Annotated in this window: 12 protein-coding genes; 1 reads left to right on the forward strand and 11 read right to left on the reverse strand. The window is 38.5% G+C overall.

Going from position 1 to position 16,774, the window contains the following annotated elements; translation table 11 throughout:
* Window positions 1-392: 392 nt before the first annotated feature.
* The 11 genes from BS1321_RS02505 to BS1321_RS02555 form a co-directional block, all read right to left on the reverse strand.
* Window positions 393-638 (reverse strand): hypothetical protein, encoded by a 246-nt coding sequence (locus tag BS1321_RS02505; protein ID WP_063235453.1) that lies wholly within the window; start codon window positions 636-638, stop codon window positions 393-395.
* Between the two features lie 309 nt (window positions 639-947).
* Window positions 948-2,300, reverse strand: coding sequence for an LLM class flavin-dependent oxidoreductase (locus BS1321_RS02510; protein WP_063235451.1), 1,353 nt, complete (start codon window positions 2,298-2,300; stop codon window positions 948-950).
* A gap of 36 nt (window positions 2,301-2,336) precedes the next feature.
* Window positions 2,337-3,695 carry an LLM class flavin-dependent oxidoreductase gene (locus BS1321_RS02515; RefSeq protein ID WP_063235450.1) on the reverse strand — a complete coding sequence of 453 codons (1,359 nt, stop codon included), beginning with the start codon at window positions 3,693-3,695 and terminating at the stop codon, window positions 2,337-2,339.
* Between the two features lie 22 nt (window positions 3,696-3,717).
* Complete coding sequence (locus BS1321_RS02520) at window positions 3,718-4,539, reverse strand: ABC transporter permease (protein WP_063235449.1); 822 nt, start codon at window positions 4,537-4,539, stop codon at window positions 3,718-3,720.
* Window positions 4,540-4,566: 27 nt separating this feature from the next.
* Window positions 4,567-5,373, reverse strand: coding sequence for an ABC transporter ATP-binding protein (locus tag BS1321_RS02525; protein WP_063235448.1), 807 nt, complete (start codon window positions 5,371-5,373; stop codon window positions 4,567-4,569).
* A gap of 13 nt (window positions 5,374-5,386) precedes the next feature.
* Window positions 5,387-6,418 (reverse strand): ABC transporter substrate-binding protein, encoded by a 1,032-nt coding sequence (locus tag BS1321_RS02530; RefSeq protein ID WP_063235446.1) that lies wholly within the window; start codon window positions 6,416-6,418, stop codon window positions 5,387-5,389.
* Between the two features lie 682 nt (window positions 6,419-7,100).
* Window positions 7,101-8,714 carry a glycoside hydrolase family 43 protein gene (locus BS1321_RS02535; RefSeq protein WP_063235445.1) on the reverse strand — a complete coding sequence of 538 codons (1,614 nt, stop codon included), beginning with the start codon at window positions 8,712-8,714 and terminating at the stop codon, window positions 7,101-7,103.
* Between the two features lie 131 nt (window positions 8,715-8,845).
* Window positions 8,846-10,243 (reverse strand): MFS transporter, encoded by a 1,398-nt coding sequence (locus tag BS1321_RS02540; protein ID WP_081113052.1) that lies wholly within the window; start codon window positions 10,241-10,243, stop codon window positions 8,846-8,848.
* A gap of 481 nt (window positions 10,244-10,724) precedes the next feature.
* Entirely contained in the window at window positions 10,725-12,191 is a 1,467-nt protein-coding gene (gene gucD / locus BS1321_RS02545; RefSeq protein WP_063235444.1) for an alpha-ketoglutaric semialdehyde dehydrogenase GucD, read from the reverse strand.
* Window positions 12,192-12,363: 172 nt separating this feature from the next.
* Window positions 12,364-13,257 carry a fumarylacetoacetate hydrolase family protein gene (locus BS1321_RS02550; protein ID WP_063235443.1) on the reverse strand — a complete coding sequence of 298 codons (894 nt, stop codon included), beginning with the start codon at window positions 13,255-13,257 and terminating at the stop codon, window positions 12,364-12,366.
* Window positions 13,258-13,330: 73 nt separating this feature from the next.
* Window positions 13,331-14,098, reverse strand: coding sequence for an IclR family transcriptional regulator (locus tag BS1321_RS02555; protein WP_063235441.1), 768 nt, complete (start codon window positions 14,096-14,098; stop codon window positions 13,331-13,333).
* A 667-nt stretch (window positions 14,099-14,765) separates the two neighbouring features.
* On the opposite strand from BS1321_RS02555, the gene BS1321_RS02560 reads away from it, so the two are divergent.
* Window positions 14,766-16,754 carry a YjhG/YagF family D-xylonate dehydratase gene (locus tag BS1321_RS02560; RefSeq protein WP_063235440.1) on the forward strand — a complete coding sequence of 663 codons (1,989 nt, stop codon included), beginning with the start codon at window positions 14,766-14,768 and terminating at the stop codon, window positions 16,752-16,754.
* Window positions 16,755-16,774 lie beyond the last annotated feature (20 nt).

Below are 16,774 nucleotides of genomic sequence, written 5' to 3' on the forward strand. Positions count from 1 at the left end.
TACGTATGTTAGCTTACTCTTGCCTCCAAATTTTATACGCCTCACCTGGATGTAGCACATCGCTAAATAGCATAAAGACATCCCGTACAGACCGCGGACAACATTATTTCAATAACACAAAAAGAGCAAACCCGTTTAGAGCCCGCTCTTGTAATGATTCAAAAATATCCCCATCAAAACTTATATCCCTTCGATGTTCAAATTCAATTGCACCCTATTTACTACGTGAAAACCGAAAGAGGTCCTTACAAATGAATTCAGAAGTAGTAGCGTTACAAATACTCGCTTAATCGCAAGGATTTCATTACTCTTGAACCTCAGTGCAAAAGATCTTTATAATAAAAGGTTAGTTGTGAAATATCCTTTCTGTGCCTTAATTTTTTGACCGCCTATCAAAAGTAATCCTCAAATTTCAATAAAATGGCCTTCATGGCTTGGCTTGAGTTTCCCTTTTCTTTAATCCTCTTCAGAAAGCCTATGAACAAAATCACCAGTAAATCCTCGACCCTCAACTCTAAAGCGAACAGAGAGCTTTCACCCTTTTTTTCCTTGAATCCTTCTTCTTCAATGTAACTGCCTTTCACTAACGCCAGTACTAACACGTTATTGGCTTTCCCTTCATCAACCTTTGACGGCATGGCGAAATGCCCTTCGTTGGATGAATCAAACGTTTCGGATAAAAGCGTTTCATCGCTGATTATTTTTTTACCGGCTAAATCAATGGTATAGAGATGGATTTCATCCGTATTTTTTCATTGTTCGAAATTACATCATTTTGAGTGATGATCTGTAATTTTGATTGAACGAATTGTACATCCATTACTGTGATATCCTCGTATTTTTCTTGTTTTGGCACAGTTTCCCAAAAATGATATAAACAAATCACCGTTTTATTAACAAAAATGAACTAAAACAAAAACCGAGCAGAAAACGCCCGGTCTTACTTGTTACACTGTTTCTTTAATCGTATTGACCAACGTATTGGCTGGCCGATTCAGTCCTAAATTCCCGCGTAATGTATCTTCTGTGTATTCGGTACGGAACAAGCCGCGTTTTTGTAATTCAGGGATGACTTGATCGACGAAGTCTTCAAGACCGCCTGGTAAATAGGGAGGCATGATGTTGAAACCGTCCGCTGCTCCATTTTCAAACCATTCTTGCAGTTGATCTGCGATTTGTTCCGGTGTTCCTTTGATTTCGCGATGGCCTCTTGCTCCAGCTGTTTTCTGATATAACTGGCGAATGGTTAGATTTTCACGTTCAGCAAGGTCCTTCAATAATGTAAAACGGCTTTTCCCTCCATTGATTTGCTCTAGTTCCGGAAGGTCAGGCAGTGGACCATCAACGGGATACCTGCTTAAATCCACACTGATCATCGCCGATAAAAGAGCAACACCAGCTTCCTCTGGAATAAGTTCTTCAAATAATTGCTTTTTCTCTTCCGCTTCTTCTTCTGTTGCACCAATGATTGGGAATACACCCGGCATTATTTTCAGTTCATCAGGCGAGCGGCCATATTTCGCCATTCTTCCTTTCACATCCGCATAGAATGCTTGCGCTTCTTCGATTGTTTGCCACGCTGTGAAAATCACTTCTGCCGTACGTGCCGCAAGCTCTTTCCCTGCTTCAGAAGAGCCGGCTTGAACCACAACGGGATGCCCTTGGACTGGACGGGAAATATTCAAGGGGCCATCTACAGAGAACCATTCGCCCTTATAATTGATAGAATGGATTTTCGAGCCATCAGCAAATTGCGCAGATTCCTTATCCATGACCAATGCCTCATCTTCCCAGCTATCCCAAAGCTTTTGGACGACATCTACAAATTCTCCGGCTCGTTCATAGCGCCTTTCATGTAGAAGATGCTGATCCGAATTAAAGTTCTTTGCTTCTGCATCCGTATTAGATGTTACTACATTCCAACCTGCACGACCATTGCTTAAATGATCTAAAGAAGCAAACTTTCGCGCTACATGGTATGGTTCGTTATACGTAGTGGACACCGTGCCAACAAGCCCGATTTTTTCAGTTACCGCTGAAAGAGCCGATAACAGAGTAAACGGTTCAAAATAAATTCCCGACCTTTGAACGTTTTTAGAACCGTTATGTTGAAACGCATTGATATCCGCAACAAACAGCATATCGAATTTTCCTCGCTCTGCTGTTTGAGCCAGCCTTTTAAGAAAATCGAAATTCAATATATTATGCGTTTCTGCCTCTGGATGACGCCAAGCAGCCACATGGTGTCCAGGAATCATGAAAAAAGCACCTAACTTCATTTCTTTTTTATTCGTACTCATCTAATCTCCTTCTCTCTGTTGTTCTATTTTAAAAACTTATATATGAGTGCCCTCTACCTTTTCAATTAAGGTATTATGAGGACGTTGCAATCCTAAGTTTTCACGTAACGTACTACCTGAATATTCAGTCTTGAATACATTCCGTTTTTGTAGTTCAGGAATGACTTGATCAACAAAGTCATCTAGCCCTCCTGGTAAATAGGGAGGCATGATATTAAAACCATCTGCCGCACCTTTTTCAAACCACTCTTGTAATTGATCAGCAATTTGTACGGGTGTTCCTTTAATTTCACGATGACCTCGTGCACCTGCAATATGTTGGTATAATTGCCGGATTGTATAGCCTTCACGGTCTGCTATATCTTTCAATAACTGAAAGCGGCTTTTTGTTCCATTGATTTCTTCTAGCTCAGGTAGTTCAGGCAAAGGACCATCCAATGAGCACCCATTCAAATCCACATTAATCATCTTCGATAAAAGAGACACTCCGGCTTCTTCTGGGATCAAATCGACCAACCTTTGTTTCTTCTCATTTGCTTCCTCTTCTGTATTCCCGATGACTGGAAATACTCCAGGCATTATTTTCAGTTCCTCAGGGGAACGGCCATATTTCGCCATTCGTCCTTTCACATCCGCATAAAATGCTTGCGCTTCTTCTAAGGTTTGCCACGCTGTGAAAATCACTTCCGCCGTTCGCGCCGCAAGCTCTTTACCAGCTTCGGAAGAGCCCGCTTGAACCACAACGGGATGCCCTTGGACCGGACGGGAAATATTTAAGGGACCTGCAACGGAGAACCATTCCCCTTTATGATTGATCGTATGGATTTTTGAACCATCTGCAAATTGCGCAGATTCCTTATCCATGACCAACGCCTCATCTTCCCAACTATCCCAAAGCTTTTGAGCAACGTTGACAAACTCCTCGGCACGCTCATAGCGCTTTTCATGAAGGGGATGTGCGTCTAAATTAAAGTTGCGTGCTTCTGAGTCAGAGCCCGAAGTGACGACATTCCAACCTGCTCGCCCATTGCTTAAGTGGTCCAAAGACGCAAACTTACGCGCTACATGGTAAGGTTCGTTATACGTTGTCGATACTGTACCAACTAGCCCAATATTCTTTGTTACCGCTGAAAGTGCCGATAACAGAGTAAACGGTTCAAAACGTGTATTTACGGTTTGTGTTAATACTTTTTCATCCAGAGTGCTTAGTGAAACATGATCGGCAAGGAAAAGTAAGTCGAATTTTCCGCGCTCTGCCGTTTGGGCTAATTTTTTTATATAATCAAAGTTCATAATATCCTTTACTTCTGCTTCTGGAAGACGCCAAGCTGCCACGTGATGACCTGGAATCATGAAAAAGGCACCTAACTTCATTTCGCGTTTATCGTTGGCCATACACTATCCCTTCTTTCTTTTATTATTGATTGGTTTTCCAAGCAGAGAATCGTTTTTCCAGAGAAACCAAAGCATAGTTCAATAACAATCCAAGTAAAGAAATCGTTATAATACCGGCATACATTTCAGGGATTTGAAAATTCATTTGCGCATAATTGATTAAATAGCCTAAGCCTTCCTTGGCTCCTACCATTTCAGCTGCAATTAACACGAGAATCGACGCCGTCCCCGCCATACGTATTCCGGTAAAAATAGTCGGTATAGAAGCCGGCAAAATGACCTTATAGAATAGTTTATGAGAAGGTAATCCCATCGATTTGGCTGATTTAATGAGCAACGGGTCCACATTTTGAACCGCATTGATGGTATTTAAAAGAACAGGAAACGTACAGGCGAACAAAACAATCGCTATTTTGGATATTTCACCGATACCCAGCAGTAAAATAAAAACAGGCAATAACGCCAACGCGGCCGTATTTCGGAATAACTCCAATACTGGATTTAATAGATCTTTTGCTAAAGGAAACCACCCAATGATTAGTCCTAAAGGGATAGCAATCAATAAGGCCAATCCAAACCCAATGAACGAACGCACAAAGCTTGCTTTAAAATGGGCAAATAACTCTCCTGATGTCACCAATCCCCACCATCCTACTACCACTGATGAAAAAGGTGGGAAGAATACTGTATCAACCAATCCAATTCGCGGTGCAATCTCCCAAATCAATAGTAACAGGACGATCACGGCTGTCTGCTTCACAAGTTTTTGCAGCCAGGTAAAGGAAAAGGGGGTATGCCGCTTTCTTTCAATAGGTACAGCTATAGCTTTTTCTAAACTAGACATTTATGAACCACTCCTTTTTTTAAAAGACTAAATGGAAGCCGCTTGATAGACCTTTTCGTGAAGAAGGCTCCAGATATGATGTCGCGCTTTTACAAACTCTGCATGTGATCGAATGTCTACTTCGTTTAATCGTGAATCCAAAGGGATATCGACCATATACTTCACCGTCCCAGGATTTGTGGACATCACCGCCACACGCTGGCCTAAGTACACAGCCTCATCTATGCCATGCGTAATGAAGATAATCGTTTTCTTGGTCTTATCCCAAATCCGTAATAATTCACTCTGCAAGGTTTCCCTTGTCTGTGCATCCAACGCCGCAAACGGTTCATCCATGAGCAGTACATCAGGGTTAAAAGCTAGACTCCTAGCAATAGCAACGCGTTGCTTCATGCCTCCTGACAATTCATGAGGAAAACGATCTTCAAACCCCTCTAAACCAACTAAAGATAAGAAATATTGAGTCAGTTCATTCCGTTCTTTTTTCGAGACTCTCTTTGCTTCTAAACCAAACTCGACATTGCCTCGCGCTGTCTTCCATGGAAACAAAGCATACTGCTGAAATACAATTCCGCGGTCTAATCCAGGACCCGTAATTTCCTTTCCATCAAGAAGAATCCTACCGGTAGTTGGTTTCGTTAATCCCCCGAGTAAATCTAACAAAGTGGATTTACCGCAGCCACTTGGACCGACCAGTGTTAAAAATTCACCATCTTTCACAGAGAAGTTCAAGTCCTTTACTGCCGTGAACTCCTTCTTGGAGCCTTTTCCCTTTTCGGTATCTCGTACAGTAAACACCTTTGTTACTGAATCAAATCGAATTTTATCTGCCATATCCACACCCCGTTCATTTAGTCTCAAACTCTTTCGTAAATGGATTAAACTCATTTGTATATAAGTCATCCAACTTCACTTGGTCCTTTTTGATCTCCCCGTTTTCTGCAAGCCAATCCGCCCAAACTTGGAATTCTGATTCTTTAATATAGCCACCTTTTGCTGCGACACCCGGACTTTTCCAGTATTGAACGGTTTCTGAATCTTCTTTTCGATCTCGTTTCTCAATAATCGATTCAAAACGGGCGATCACTTCTTCACGAGGAGTTATTCGTGACCATTCAATCGCCTTTGCAGTTCCCTCTACAAACTTTTTCACCGTATTTGGGTTTTCCTTTATGAATTTTTCTGTAAAGACAATACTGCCTGCAGTAAAGGTTCCAAATAGATCATAATCACTAAATACTTTACTAAGGCCACCATTATCCAGCGCCCTATCACGTGCCGCCCCATTTAAAGCCACGACATCGATTTGCTTTTGCCGTAATGTTTGTTCAGCATTACCTGGGGGCACCACCACTAAAGTAACCTGTTTGATTTCATCATCCGTAAGGCCATTTTGTTTCAAATATTCTTTTAAAACCAATTCAAAATGCGCACCAAGCGTATTCACTCCAATTTTTTTACCGATTAAATCACGTGCATCTTTTATCGAGCTGCCTTCTAATGTGTAATACCCAACAAAGGTTTCTTCATCACTACCATAATAGCCAAGGACCGCTTTAATCGGTGCTCCGCTTGATTTTAATTTGATGATGGCCCCATTAAAGGCTCCACCGAAATCCGTTTGACCCGTCGCAGCCGTTTGAATATCCTGCGGTCCGCCATTCACATTTCCTACCCAATTCAACTTAATGGGACCTAAATACCCTAAATCTTCAGCCAGTTCAGGATATGTAACTACTCCTGCATACCCTTGATACTTCAGTTCCACTTTTTCATACCCATCTTTATTTTTTTCTACGGCCTTCCCTGCGGAGCATCCAGCCAGTACAAGCAATGCACCAATCCATGCTAAAAATAAGGCCTGTCGAGTCATTTTCATTTTTTAATCTCCTTTGTTAATGAGGCTCTTAAACACAAAAGACCCTCGATTAATTTTTCAATTAAACGAAGGCCTCCAGTAGTCTAGTTAGCCATACTATTCGATTATGATATCAGAGTCTAAATGAAGGTCCACTTAAAGATTGATTACATCTTACATCCCATTCTATTGGACCGATATGTATAAAACTTGATCGGATATTCCCCTCCTTAGTAAACAAAATAGACCCCCACTTTCACCATTCGGTGAATTTAGGAGCCTCCGGTTTTCCAGTAAGCCAACATAATTTAATTCCAATAAAGTTTATAGGTTTACTATATTTATTTCGCTTGAAAATGTCAATAGTTTTCTAAAAATTCTTTCTTTTTAATGTTAAAAGCAACCCAGTAAACAGTCCCCAACGCTGATGAAACATCCTATCGGCCTCTTCTATAGTTGTTTTAAAACTACTTATGGTAAGCATGGGATACATCTTTTTTAATTCCTCCAAAGCGAACATCGTTTTCTCTTCATCACTAGTCTGAACAAATAGCTCATCTGATTCTATGTTTCTAACAGGTCATATTTGCACAAGAACCCTTTTTCTTTACACAAAATGATAAAAATGAAAATTTTGAGTATTTATAATAATCAATTTAATTAATGCAACACTAGTGTCCACAATTAGAATAGGGAAGTTAACTTAAACTTCTAAAGAGCTTCTCGCTTTTGCATAGTCCTCTACATTTCTATACTCTTTATAATCAAAATACTCAAAATCAGCATTTAATGCCTGACCACTCAAATCTTGAACACAAACTCCGACAAATGTACCAGTAAAACGAATATAGTCTGCATCATCATCCGAAAGATGACTGATGTCTATCTTTGGTCCAATCGACTGCCATTCTCCTTGTCCATCAGCAAAAGAAAACTGTAGCCATTCATTTTCAATCCTTGCTTTTAATGTTGTTGAATTAGCAGTTAGCGGAATATCCTCTTTTAACAATTCATCATAGTTTCCATGCTTTGTTTCAATAATTCCTAAGCACTTACCATATTGCTCATGGTCTGTAACACGAAGATATACATAATCATCGGTGTCATAATAAACGATCAGGCCAGCCATTTGTTGAAAATTTTCAGGTTTAAATTCTACAGCTGTTTCAGCCTCAATATAAAAACTTTCTAATCTTCGCGCTAAAAGGCTTTGGTGATGCATCGATTGCATCGATTCGCCACCTTTTAACCGTAAATAATCAGGACGTTCGATAAGGGATACCCAATCTTCTGAAAATGCTCTCCTCAATGAATTCCAGTATTTTTTTAACGTATTCCCATTAAAGTCATCATAATTACTTTCCTGTTCGAATGGATGGGCTGGTAAATCTGGTGCCTCTACTACCAATTGCGGGTATGGACCACCTTCTACTCTAATCCAATCATCATCCGTCCAATAGCATTTTTGAATCGCCGTTTCACGGCCTAATATACATTTTTTATCAACAACCGGCCGTCCACATAAATGAGCCATATACCATTCACCATTTTGTGTTTCTACTAAACTACCATGCCCACCCTTTTGTAATTGATCCAATTCATCCTGATTCGATGTCAGTATCGGGTTCTTAGGATCTAGTTGATACGGACCAAATAAGGATCTAGATCTGGCGACAGTCACAGTATGTGTATACCATGTGCCACCTTCCGCAGTAATTAAATAATAGTAACCATTTCTTTTATAAATATGAGGTGCCTCGGTTAACCCTATGCTTGAACCTTTAAAAATATTTTTAACTGGGCCTACGAGTTTTTTTTCTTCAACAGAATATTGTTGAAGCGCAATTCCTGCAAAAGAATTGGTCCCTTTACGATGATCCCAAATCATATTTACTAACCACTTTGTACCATCTTCTTCATGAAATAAAGATGGATCAAAACCACTACTATTTAAGTATATTGGTTCGGACCATGGACCTTCGATATTTTCAGCGGTTACCATGTAGTTGTGTGTATCTTTGAAGGCCCCCATTCTACTTTTTACGTCCGTATAAATTAAATAAAAGAGTCCATCGGAATAGTTTAAACAAGGTGCCCAAACGCCGCCAGAGTTCATATTTCCAATCATGTTTAATTGGGATTCGCGTGTCAGCGGATAGGTAAGCAGTCTCCAGTTTACCATATCCTTTGAATGATAGATTTGAACCCCCGGAAACCATTCAAACGTGGAGACGGCAATGTAATAATCATCATCTACCCTTATAATGGATGGATCTGGATGGAAGCCTGGGAGTACTGGATTTATTATTTTACTCATTAATTATTTTCCCCTCTCCTAGGTAGGACCTAGAGTTCATACAAATCAGCTTTAAATGGCATCTAAAAGATTTCTAAGGTTCTAGGCCCTAACCAAATTATTTTGGAATTATCTATAATTTCAAATTGATATTAGGCATTTCGTGCTTTTAAATCCGAAATGATTTGTGGGTATTTTCTATCCAGGTCATAGAAAGGCATTATGAAAAGAATCAATATGGTGATACCCATTGGGATGTAAATGAATATCGTTTGAATAGAAAGCAATGCTGCATCGGTTTGTACTGCACTATTACCAACATAACCACCAAAGGCTAGTACCCAACCAATTATCGCAGCACCAAGTCCACTACCTACTTTTATCCCCATACTGCCGCCACTATAGACCATTCCTTCATTTCTAATACCTGTTTTCCATTCGCCATATTCAATTGTATCGCCAAGCAATGCAAACATACTTCCGTTAATCGGAGCTTTGCCTATCCCTCTAATTATTGTTCCAGCCACAATAAAGGTCACACTAGTGACGTCAATTAACATAACTAAATATCCCAAGATCGTAATTAATTCACCGACAATAATAGCATTCCTTTTACCAAACCGTTTGGTAATTGGGGCAACAATAACCATTCCTACAAGAATGAAAACCGTATAAGCTGTCGTAACTAATCCTACTAATAACGTATTATCTAAAATATATTCAGCGTAATATATTACCGACCCTGAGTTAAGTGCATTGAAAATATATGTTAGTAAAATGAAGACTGTTGCAAGAGCCCAATATTTATTTTTTCCTAATGTTTTAAGACTTTCTTTGAGTGGAACAGTTTTAACTTGTTGTTCCTTGTTTGCAGGCCTAACTCTCTCTTTGGTAGTTCTAAAGCAAAGATAAAATAAAGAACTACCTATCAATCCAAAGATTAAAAAGGTTAATACCCAACCAAATCGCTGTCCACCAAAAAAGTTTGCCAATGGCAGTGTTAAATTACTTACGATCAGTGTACCAACTAATGCAAGACTCATACGAAAGACATTCAAAACTGACCTTTGGTATTGATCTTGCGTAATTAACGAATTCATTGTTCCATAAGGGACATTTAATCCTGTATAGACCAAACTAACAACATTATATGTAATAGTTATATAAATAACTTGCCAAACTGTACTAACATTAGGCACCATAAATAGGAGCACTGCTGAGACAGCAAACGGAATCGATAACCATAACAACCAAGGACGTGCTTTCCCGTGCTTAGACTTTGTCTTATCAATAATGTATCCCATCAGGACATCCGCAACACCGTCAAAAATACGAGAGAATAACATAATCGAACCTATTATACCCGCCGCAATGCCAATAACATCCGTATAATAGTAAACTATAAAAGTAGTCATTGCTGTCCAAATAAAGTTACTTGCTAAATCTCCAGTACCATATCCTATTTTTTCTACGAGCCCTATATTTTCCCCTGGTACAGTTGGGGTTTGTCCTGATGGTGATAATTTTTCTATCTTTAGGTTTTCAGCCATTTTTTCTCCTCCTTATCGATCAATTAAAGGCATAAACTAATTTGAAATTATTATTACATCTCATAGATCGTTTATCATTAAGTTGCTTAAGTTTAAAATAGCTTTCAATTTTATTTTACTTAACTTAATTTATTAAAAATTTTCTCACGTGTGTGTGAAATTATTTGTAATCGCTTTCTTACCAGCTTCTAAAAGCTCTATAATAGGGTCTACATCATAGACATTTCCAAGAAACTTCAAAAGTTCAAAGTGCTTTGGATCAAGAATTGAAAAAGCATAATTATCATGATGTTACTACCAGAAGTAGGTACACCTCCACTATGAAAAGTGCATAAGAGTTATAGCTTTTATGCACTTTTCTAAGTATCAATTATAAGTTTTTGAGGGTTTGTTTTTTAACCAGGTTTATTTCATGAGAACATAATTAATAGCAAGAACATATCTGTATTGTATATAGAAGATATTCTTCTAAAAAAATCATTTATGACTTTACAAATACGGTTTTAATAGAAGTGAAAAACTCAATTGCAGCTTCTCCTTGCTCACGAGAGTGGGAGCTAGATTGTTTCATTCCCCCGAATGGGGCTTGCAGTTCAACTCCAGCAGATTCAGCATTAATACGTACGAGACCAGCATCCATCTCATTAATAAAAGAAAGCATGTGACCAATATTTTTAGTGAAAATAGATGCACTTAGTCCAAATTTCACGTCGTTTGCAATTTGTATTGCTTCTTCTAAAGTCTCAACTTTGATAAGGGCAAGCACTGGTCCGAAAATTTCCTCTTGGGCAATAGACATTCTATTACTAACATTTTCAAAGACAGTAGGTTCCATAAAGAATCCATTGACTAATTCATCTTCCTCCATACGTTTACCGCCATAAATCAATGTTGCGCCCTCTTCTATTCCTTTCTTTACGTAAGAAAGTACTGTATTAAGCTGGTTCTCACTTGCACATGGCCCCATCCATACATCTTCTTTTAAACCATTCCCAATTTTTATTTCCTTTATCTTTTCAATAAGTTTATTTTTGAACTGCTCGTAAACTTCACTTTGTACGATTACACGACTTGTAGCTGTACATTTCTGTCCCGTAGAACGGAGGCCTCCACTAATAGTTGCTTCTACTGCCTCTTCTAAATCGGCGTCATTGGCTACAATTACAGGATTCTTCCCACCCATTTCTAACTGATATTTAGCACCACGTTTTAGAGCTCCTAGTCCAATTAATTTACCAACCGCATCAGATCCTGTGAATGTAATTCCATTAATATCCGGGTGATTAGTAATCGCTTGACCAATGACAGACCCAGGGCCTGTTACCATATTAATAGTACCCATCGGAAGCCCTGCCTCGTCAAAACATTCTATTACTTTGGCTGCGGTTACTGCGGCTTCTTGAGCTGGTTTAAGAATAATAGTATTTCCATAGATGAGTGCCGGTGCTATTTTCCAGATGGGGATTGCCACTGGGAAATTCCAAGGTGTGATAACACCTACAACTCCAAGGGGAGCACGAGTAGTGAACATCAGTGCTTCAGAATCCGATGAAGGAATCACATCACCTATTTTTCTCATCCCTTCTCCTGCATAATAACGAAGGATAGCGACACCTCTAGCTGTTTCCCCTTTTGCTTCCAGAAAAGTTTTTCCCATTTCACGAGTCATCGTTTCCGCAATTTCATCAATACGTTGCTCGAGTGCGTTTGCGACCTTATACAAATACTCTCCACGGGCAGCACCAGAAAGCTTCCCCCAGAAAACTTGTGCTTCCTTCGCAGCAAGAACAGCGTAATCTAAATCTTCTTTTTCAGACTGTTGTACATAACCGATGATTTCATGACGATTGGCTGGATTGATACTAGTATCAACCTTTTGAATAGAAGCAGTTACCCATTTACCATTGATATAGTTTAAATACGTTTTTTCGTCAGTTTTTACGTCCATCTTATATACCCCCATATTCCTTGAAATAGTTTGCTTAATCCTGAAACATTGAATGCCAAAGTCTTTATTGTAGTTAATTTTATTGAATAGTTAGATAACTCTCGTTAAACCAGTGTTTTTCTAAGAATTCAATGAGTATTTTTCTGCATGATTAGTGTACTATCTGATTTACTCAAACTAAAATGTTATTTGGTAACTTTACACTATTTTTCAAGACACCAATATTAGAGACTTCAATTTCAATCTGATCGCCATCTAATAAGGTAAAGTCATTTGATGGAATAATACACGTACCAGTCAATAATACAGTACCGTCAAAAATTTCATTGTCGCGAATGAGGAAAGATATTAATTCATCAAATTTTCTTTTTAACTGGTTAGTATTCGCTTTTCCCTCTACTTTAAGCTCGTCATTGCGGTAGATTCGACATGTGATGTCAAAATTGTAGGGATCTTCCACGGACTCTGCAAGGAGAATTGCCGGTCCAATGGAACAAGAATTTTTCCACATTTTTGCTTGTGGTAGATAAAGAGGATTCTCTCCTTCAATGTCACGACAACTCATATCATTTCCAATCGTATATCCAAGGATTTCACCATATCGATTAATAACAAGGCCCAATTCTGGCTCAGGAATTTGCCAATTAGAATCACTACGTATATAAACTTCCTGTCCTGGACCAACTGTACGAGCAGCCGTAGACTTAAAGAAAATTTCTGGACGTTCAGCCTCATATATCTTGTCATAGAAAGTAGTTGCATCAAGCTTTCCACCTGTTGCTTCATAGTTACGTGCATCGCGACTACGCTCATATGTAACACCGGAGGCCCATACTTCTTCAGCTACAATAGGAACAAGTAACGATAAATCTTCTACAGAGTATTGAATAGGCTTTGACTTGGAAATAGTAAATTCTACAAAAGAGAGTGGAGAAACATTTTGTTCGTTTGCCTGTTGGATTAATTCAATCAATCCTTCTTGAGGAAGGGGGTATACTTTTCCCTCATTTGTAACAGCTGCTAGAGTTGTTTTTGATTGCTCATTTAAATATCGGATAATACGCATAAAAATAGCCTCCTGTTGTTTTATATTATAAAACTGAGTTTCTATATATAGACAAAAGAGAAGGGAACCACCTCTATGAAATTGGTATCCCATTTCCCATTTGTTCTGATAATTGGAAAGCTGCCTGTTTCAGTTGTTCAATAAAAATTTCTAGCTGAGCCTCATCTATACGAGCTATAAGTGTAGAAAGGCTAATAGCTGCAATAACTTTATTCTCATGATTTCGAATAGGCGCTGCAATACAGCGAACACCTGGCTCGTTTTCCTGGTTATCAACTGCGTACCCTTGAGATTGAACTTGTTGAAGCTCACGCAAAAATTCAGATTCACCTGTAATGGTAAATTCAGTTTGTTTAAAATAGACATATTCATTTAGAATTTTTTTAATTTCTTCCTGGTCTTTAAAAGCTATTAAAGCTTTACCAACCGCGGAGCAGTGAAGTGGAATTCGTTTCCCTATTTTTGAATAACGAATAACAGCCATAGGACCTTCAACCTTATCAATATAAACTCCTTCTTTGCCGTCTAGTATAACTAAGTGGGCAGTCTGTCCGGTTTTTACCGATAAATCCATTAAGTATTTTTTTGATAAATCTCTAACGTCTAAAGACTGAATGACATAGTTTCCTCTTTCAAAGAGCTTCATTCCCAATCCATACTTCCCATTCTCAGGATTTTGACTGATATAGCCATGATTTAAAAGCGTTTTCAATAAAGAATGAATAGTGCTTTTGTGAAGTCCTAACTGATTACTTATATCTGTTATTTTCAATTCTGTTGTATGCTCGTCAAACAAATCGAGAATACGAAGAGCACGATCTACTGATTGAATAACAGGCATGAATTTCACCTACTTGTTTTAGATTATAAAACCCGTTTTTACTATTACAAACTATTCTTACAATTCAAATATAATACTAGTCTTTAAAAAAAGTCAAGAACCATAATTAAATACATGGATATCTTTCGGCCAAAGAAAAATTGTAAAGAATTCATTTATAATTCTCATTCTACAAAGCGAAGTTATTAAGTCATACAATTATCTACGTAAGATTTATAAGAGTTGAAATCTTGATAGAAACTAGTATTTTTTAGAATTATCCCCTCTGTTTTTTAAAACAATTAGATTCCTTTTTAGAAAACTAACGTAGATACGAGTAAAATGTAGAGGTTTCTTGTAAATAACATGAAATCTTACACTATAATTGGCTTTGTAAAGTTTATTGACTTTTCAGATAAAATGTGATTATTTTAAATGGCAACAAAAGTTTAATATAGATAAACTTAGTTTTATAATATAAAACAAAAGGAGGGATTTATATAGAGAGTTTACAAAGATAAACATTCCTAAGAATATTCAATATTTCAGATTATAAAAATTGAATTAGCAGTAGGCAAGCATGATAGTAATTGCTATAAATATAGGTCGAAATTAACAGAAAATTATGTGAGCAACATAAAATATTTCTTTTTTGAAATAAAAAAATCTTATTAACGGAGGAATACATATGTCATTGCAATCGATATTTGGCGAAGAGGATGTCTCTCTTTACAAAGTTCAAACTCATTCAAAAGGGGCAGATGGTTCACTCCCACTTACATCAGAAATGTTGCTAGATTCACCAAGTGGTGACCTTTTTGGATTATCCCAAAATGTTGGAATGGGATGGGCACCTTCAAACCTCCTTGGAAAACAAGTTCTAATCCTCGGTACTCAAGGTGGAATTAGGAATCATGATGGTACTCCAATTGCATTAGGCTATCATACTGGCCATTGGGAAATAGGTTTATTAATGAAGGCGTCAGCTGAAGAGATTAGTAGACAAGGAGGGGTTCCTTTTGCTGGATTCGTAAGTGATCCATGTGATGGCCGTTCTCAAGGAACTACCGGTATGTTTGATTCCCTTCCTTTTCGAAACGATGCAGCTATAGTTTATCGAAGATTAATTCGATCATTGCCTACGCGTCGTGCAATTATTGGGGTAGCTACATGTGATAAAGGTCTTCCAGCAATGATGGTAGCTCTAGCGTCAATGCACAACTTGCCAACTATCATTGTCCCTGGAGGTGTTACTCTTCCACCTACAAATGGAGAAGACGCAGGAAAGATTCAAACAATTGGGGCAAGATACGCAAACAACGAAATTACTTTACAAGAAGCTGCCGATCTCGGATGTCGTGCTTGTGCTACACCAGGAGGTGGATGTCAATTTCTTGGAACAGCTGGCACCTCCCAAGTAGTTGCAGAAGCCATTGGAATGGCATTACCTCACTCGGCACTAGCACCTTCAGGTCAGCCAATATGGATGGAGATGGCTAAGCAATCAGCACGTGCAGCTTTAGAATTGGAGAAGAAAAAGATATCTACCAAAGATATTATTACGGATAAAGCGATAGAAAATGCTATGGTGATTCACGCAGCTTTCGGAGGTTCAACAAATTTATTACTTCATATCCCAGCAATTGCTCATGCAGCTAATTGTAAGATACCCACTGTTGAAGATTGGACTAGAATCAATAAGAAAGTTCCTCGCTTAGTCGATGTACTACCAAATGGTCCTGTTGGTCACACAACCGTTAAGGTATTCCTAGCAGGTGGGGTTCCAGAGGTTATGCTTCATTTAAGAAAATTAGGTGTCTTGCATGAAGATGTACTAACAGTTACCGGAGAAACCCTTGGTGCAAACCTCGATTGGTGGGAAAAATCAGAAAGACGTGCAATGATGAAAAAACAATTGTTAGAAATTGATGGAATTAATCCTGATGATATTATCATGGACCCAGTCAAAGCAAAAGAAAAAGGTCTAACTTCTACTGTTACATTCCCGAAAGGAAATATTGCTCCTGAAGGATCAGTAATTAAATCAACTTCCATTGATTCATCTGTGGTAGGAGAAGACGGAGTGTATCGACATACAGGAAAAGCTAAAGTCTTTACTTCAGAAAAGGCAGCTATAAAAGCTATTAAAACAGGAGGCATTAAAGCAGGAGATATAATGGTTGTTATGGGCGGTGGTCCTTCAGGAACCGGGATGGAGGAAACATATCAACTAACATCGGCATTAAAACATTTGTCTTTTGGAAAACATGTCTCCTTGATTACAGATGCGCGTTTTTCGGGTGTTTCTACTGGCGCATGTATTGGACATATTGGACCTGAGGCATTGGCTGGGGGAGCAATTGGAAAATTGCGTGATGGAGATGTAATTGAAATCATTGTTGACCGCAATCAGTTAGTGGGTTCCGTTAATTTTGTTGGAACTGAGAATGAAAGGCTTTCTTTAGAAAAAGCAACTAAAGTCTTGAAAGAACGTGACCTTCATCCAGACCTCAAACCGGATCCTGGTCTGCCAGATGATACTCGTTTATGGGCTGCGCTTCAATCAGTAAGTGGAGGAACTTGGCGCGGAAATATCTATGATACAGATCGAATTATTGAAGTTCTAAAAGCTGGAGTAAAAGCCTTAGGTGAAGAAAAAACACTAGTTCAAAATTAATCTATTATTGCACAACTTTA

Origin of the sequence: Peribacillus simplex NBRC 15720 = DSM 1321 (assembly GCF_002243645.1) — a bacterium.
GTDB lineage: Bacteria > Bacillota > Bacilli > Bacillales > DSM-1321 > Peribacillus > Peribacillus simplex.

What these genes read in the sequence shown, in the direction of transcription:
- BS1321_RS02505 (WP_063235453.1), bottom strand. Translation starts at nt 638, where the DNA reads ATGCCGTCAAAGGTTGATGAAGGGAAAGCCAATAACGTGTTAGTACTG.
- BS1321_RS02510 (WP_063235451.1), bottom strand. Translation starts at nt 2,300, where the DNA reads ATGAGTACGAATAAAAAAGAAATGAAGTTAGGTGCTTTTTTCATGATT.
- BS1321_RS02515 (WP_063235450.1), bottom strand. Translation starts at nt 3,695, where the DNA reads ATGGCCAACGATAAACGCGAAATGAAGTTAGGTGCCTTTTTCATGATT.
- BS1321_RS02520 (WP_063235449.1), bottom strand. Translation starts at nt 4,539, where the DNA reads ATGTCTAGTTTAGAAAAAGCTATAGCTGTACCTATTGAAAGAAAGCGG.
- BS1321_RS02525 (WP_063235448.1), bottom strand. Translation starts at nt 5,373, where the DNA reads ATGGCAGATAAAATTCGATTTGATTCAGTAACAAAGGTGTTTACTGTA.
- BS1321_RS02530 (WP_063235446.1), bottom strand. Translation starts at nt 6,418, where the DNA reads ATGAAAATGACTCGACAGGCCTTATTTTTAGCATGGATTGGTGCATTG.
- BS1321_RS02535 (WP_063235445.1), bottom strand. Translation starts at nt 8,714, where the DNA reads ATGAGTAAAATAATAAATCCAGTACTCCCAGGCTTCCATCCAGATCCA.
- BS1321_RS02540 (WP_081113052.1), bottom strand. Translation starts at nt 10,243, where the DNA reads ATGGCTGAAAACCTAAAGATAGAAAAATTATCACCATCAGGACAAACC.
- gucD (WP_063235444.1), bottom strand. Translation starts at nt 12,191, where the DNA reads ATGGACGTAAAAACTGACGAAAAAACGTATTTAAACTATATCAATGGT.
- BS1321_RS02550 (WP_063235443.1), bottom strand. Translation starts at nt 13,257, where the DNA reads ATGCGTATTATCCGATATTTAAATGAGCAATCAAAAACAACTCTAGCA.
- BS1321_RS02555 (WP_063235441.1), bottom strand. Translation starts at nt 14,098, where the DNA reads ATGCCTGTTATTCAATCAGTAGATCGTGCTCTTCGTATTCTCGATTTG.
- BS1321_RS02560 (WP_063235440.1), top strand. Translation starts at nt 14,766, where the DNA reads ATGTCATTGCAATCGATATTTGGCGAAGAGGATGTCTCTCTTTACAAA.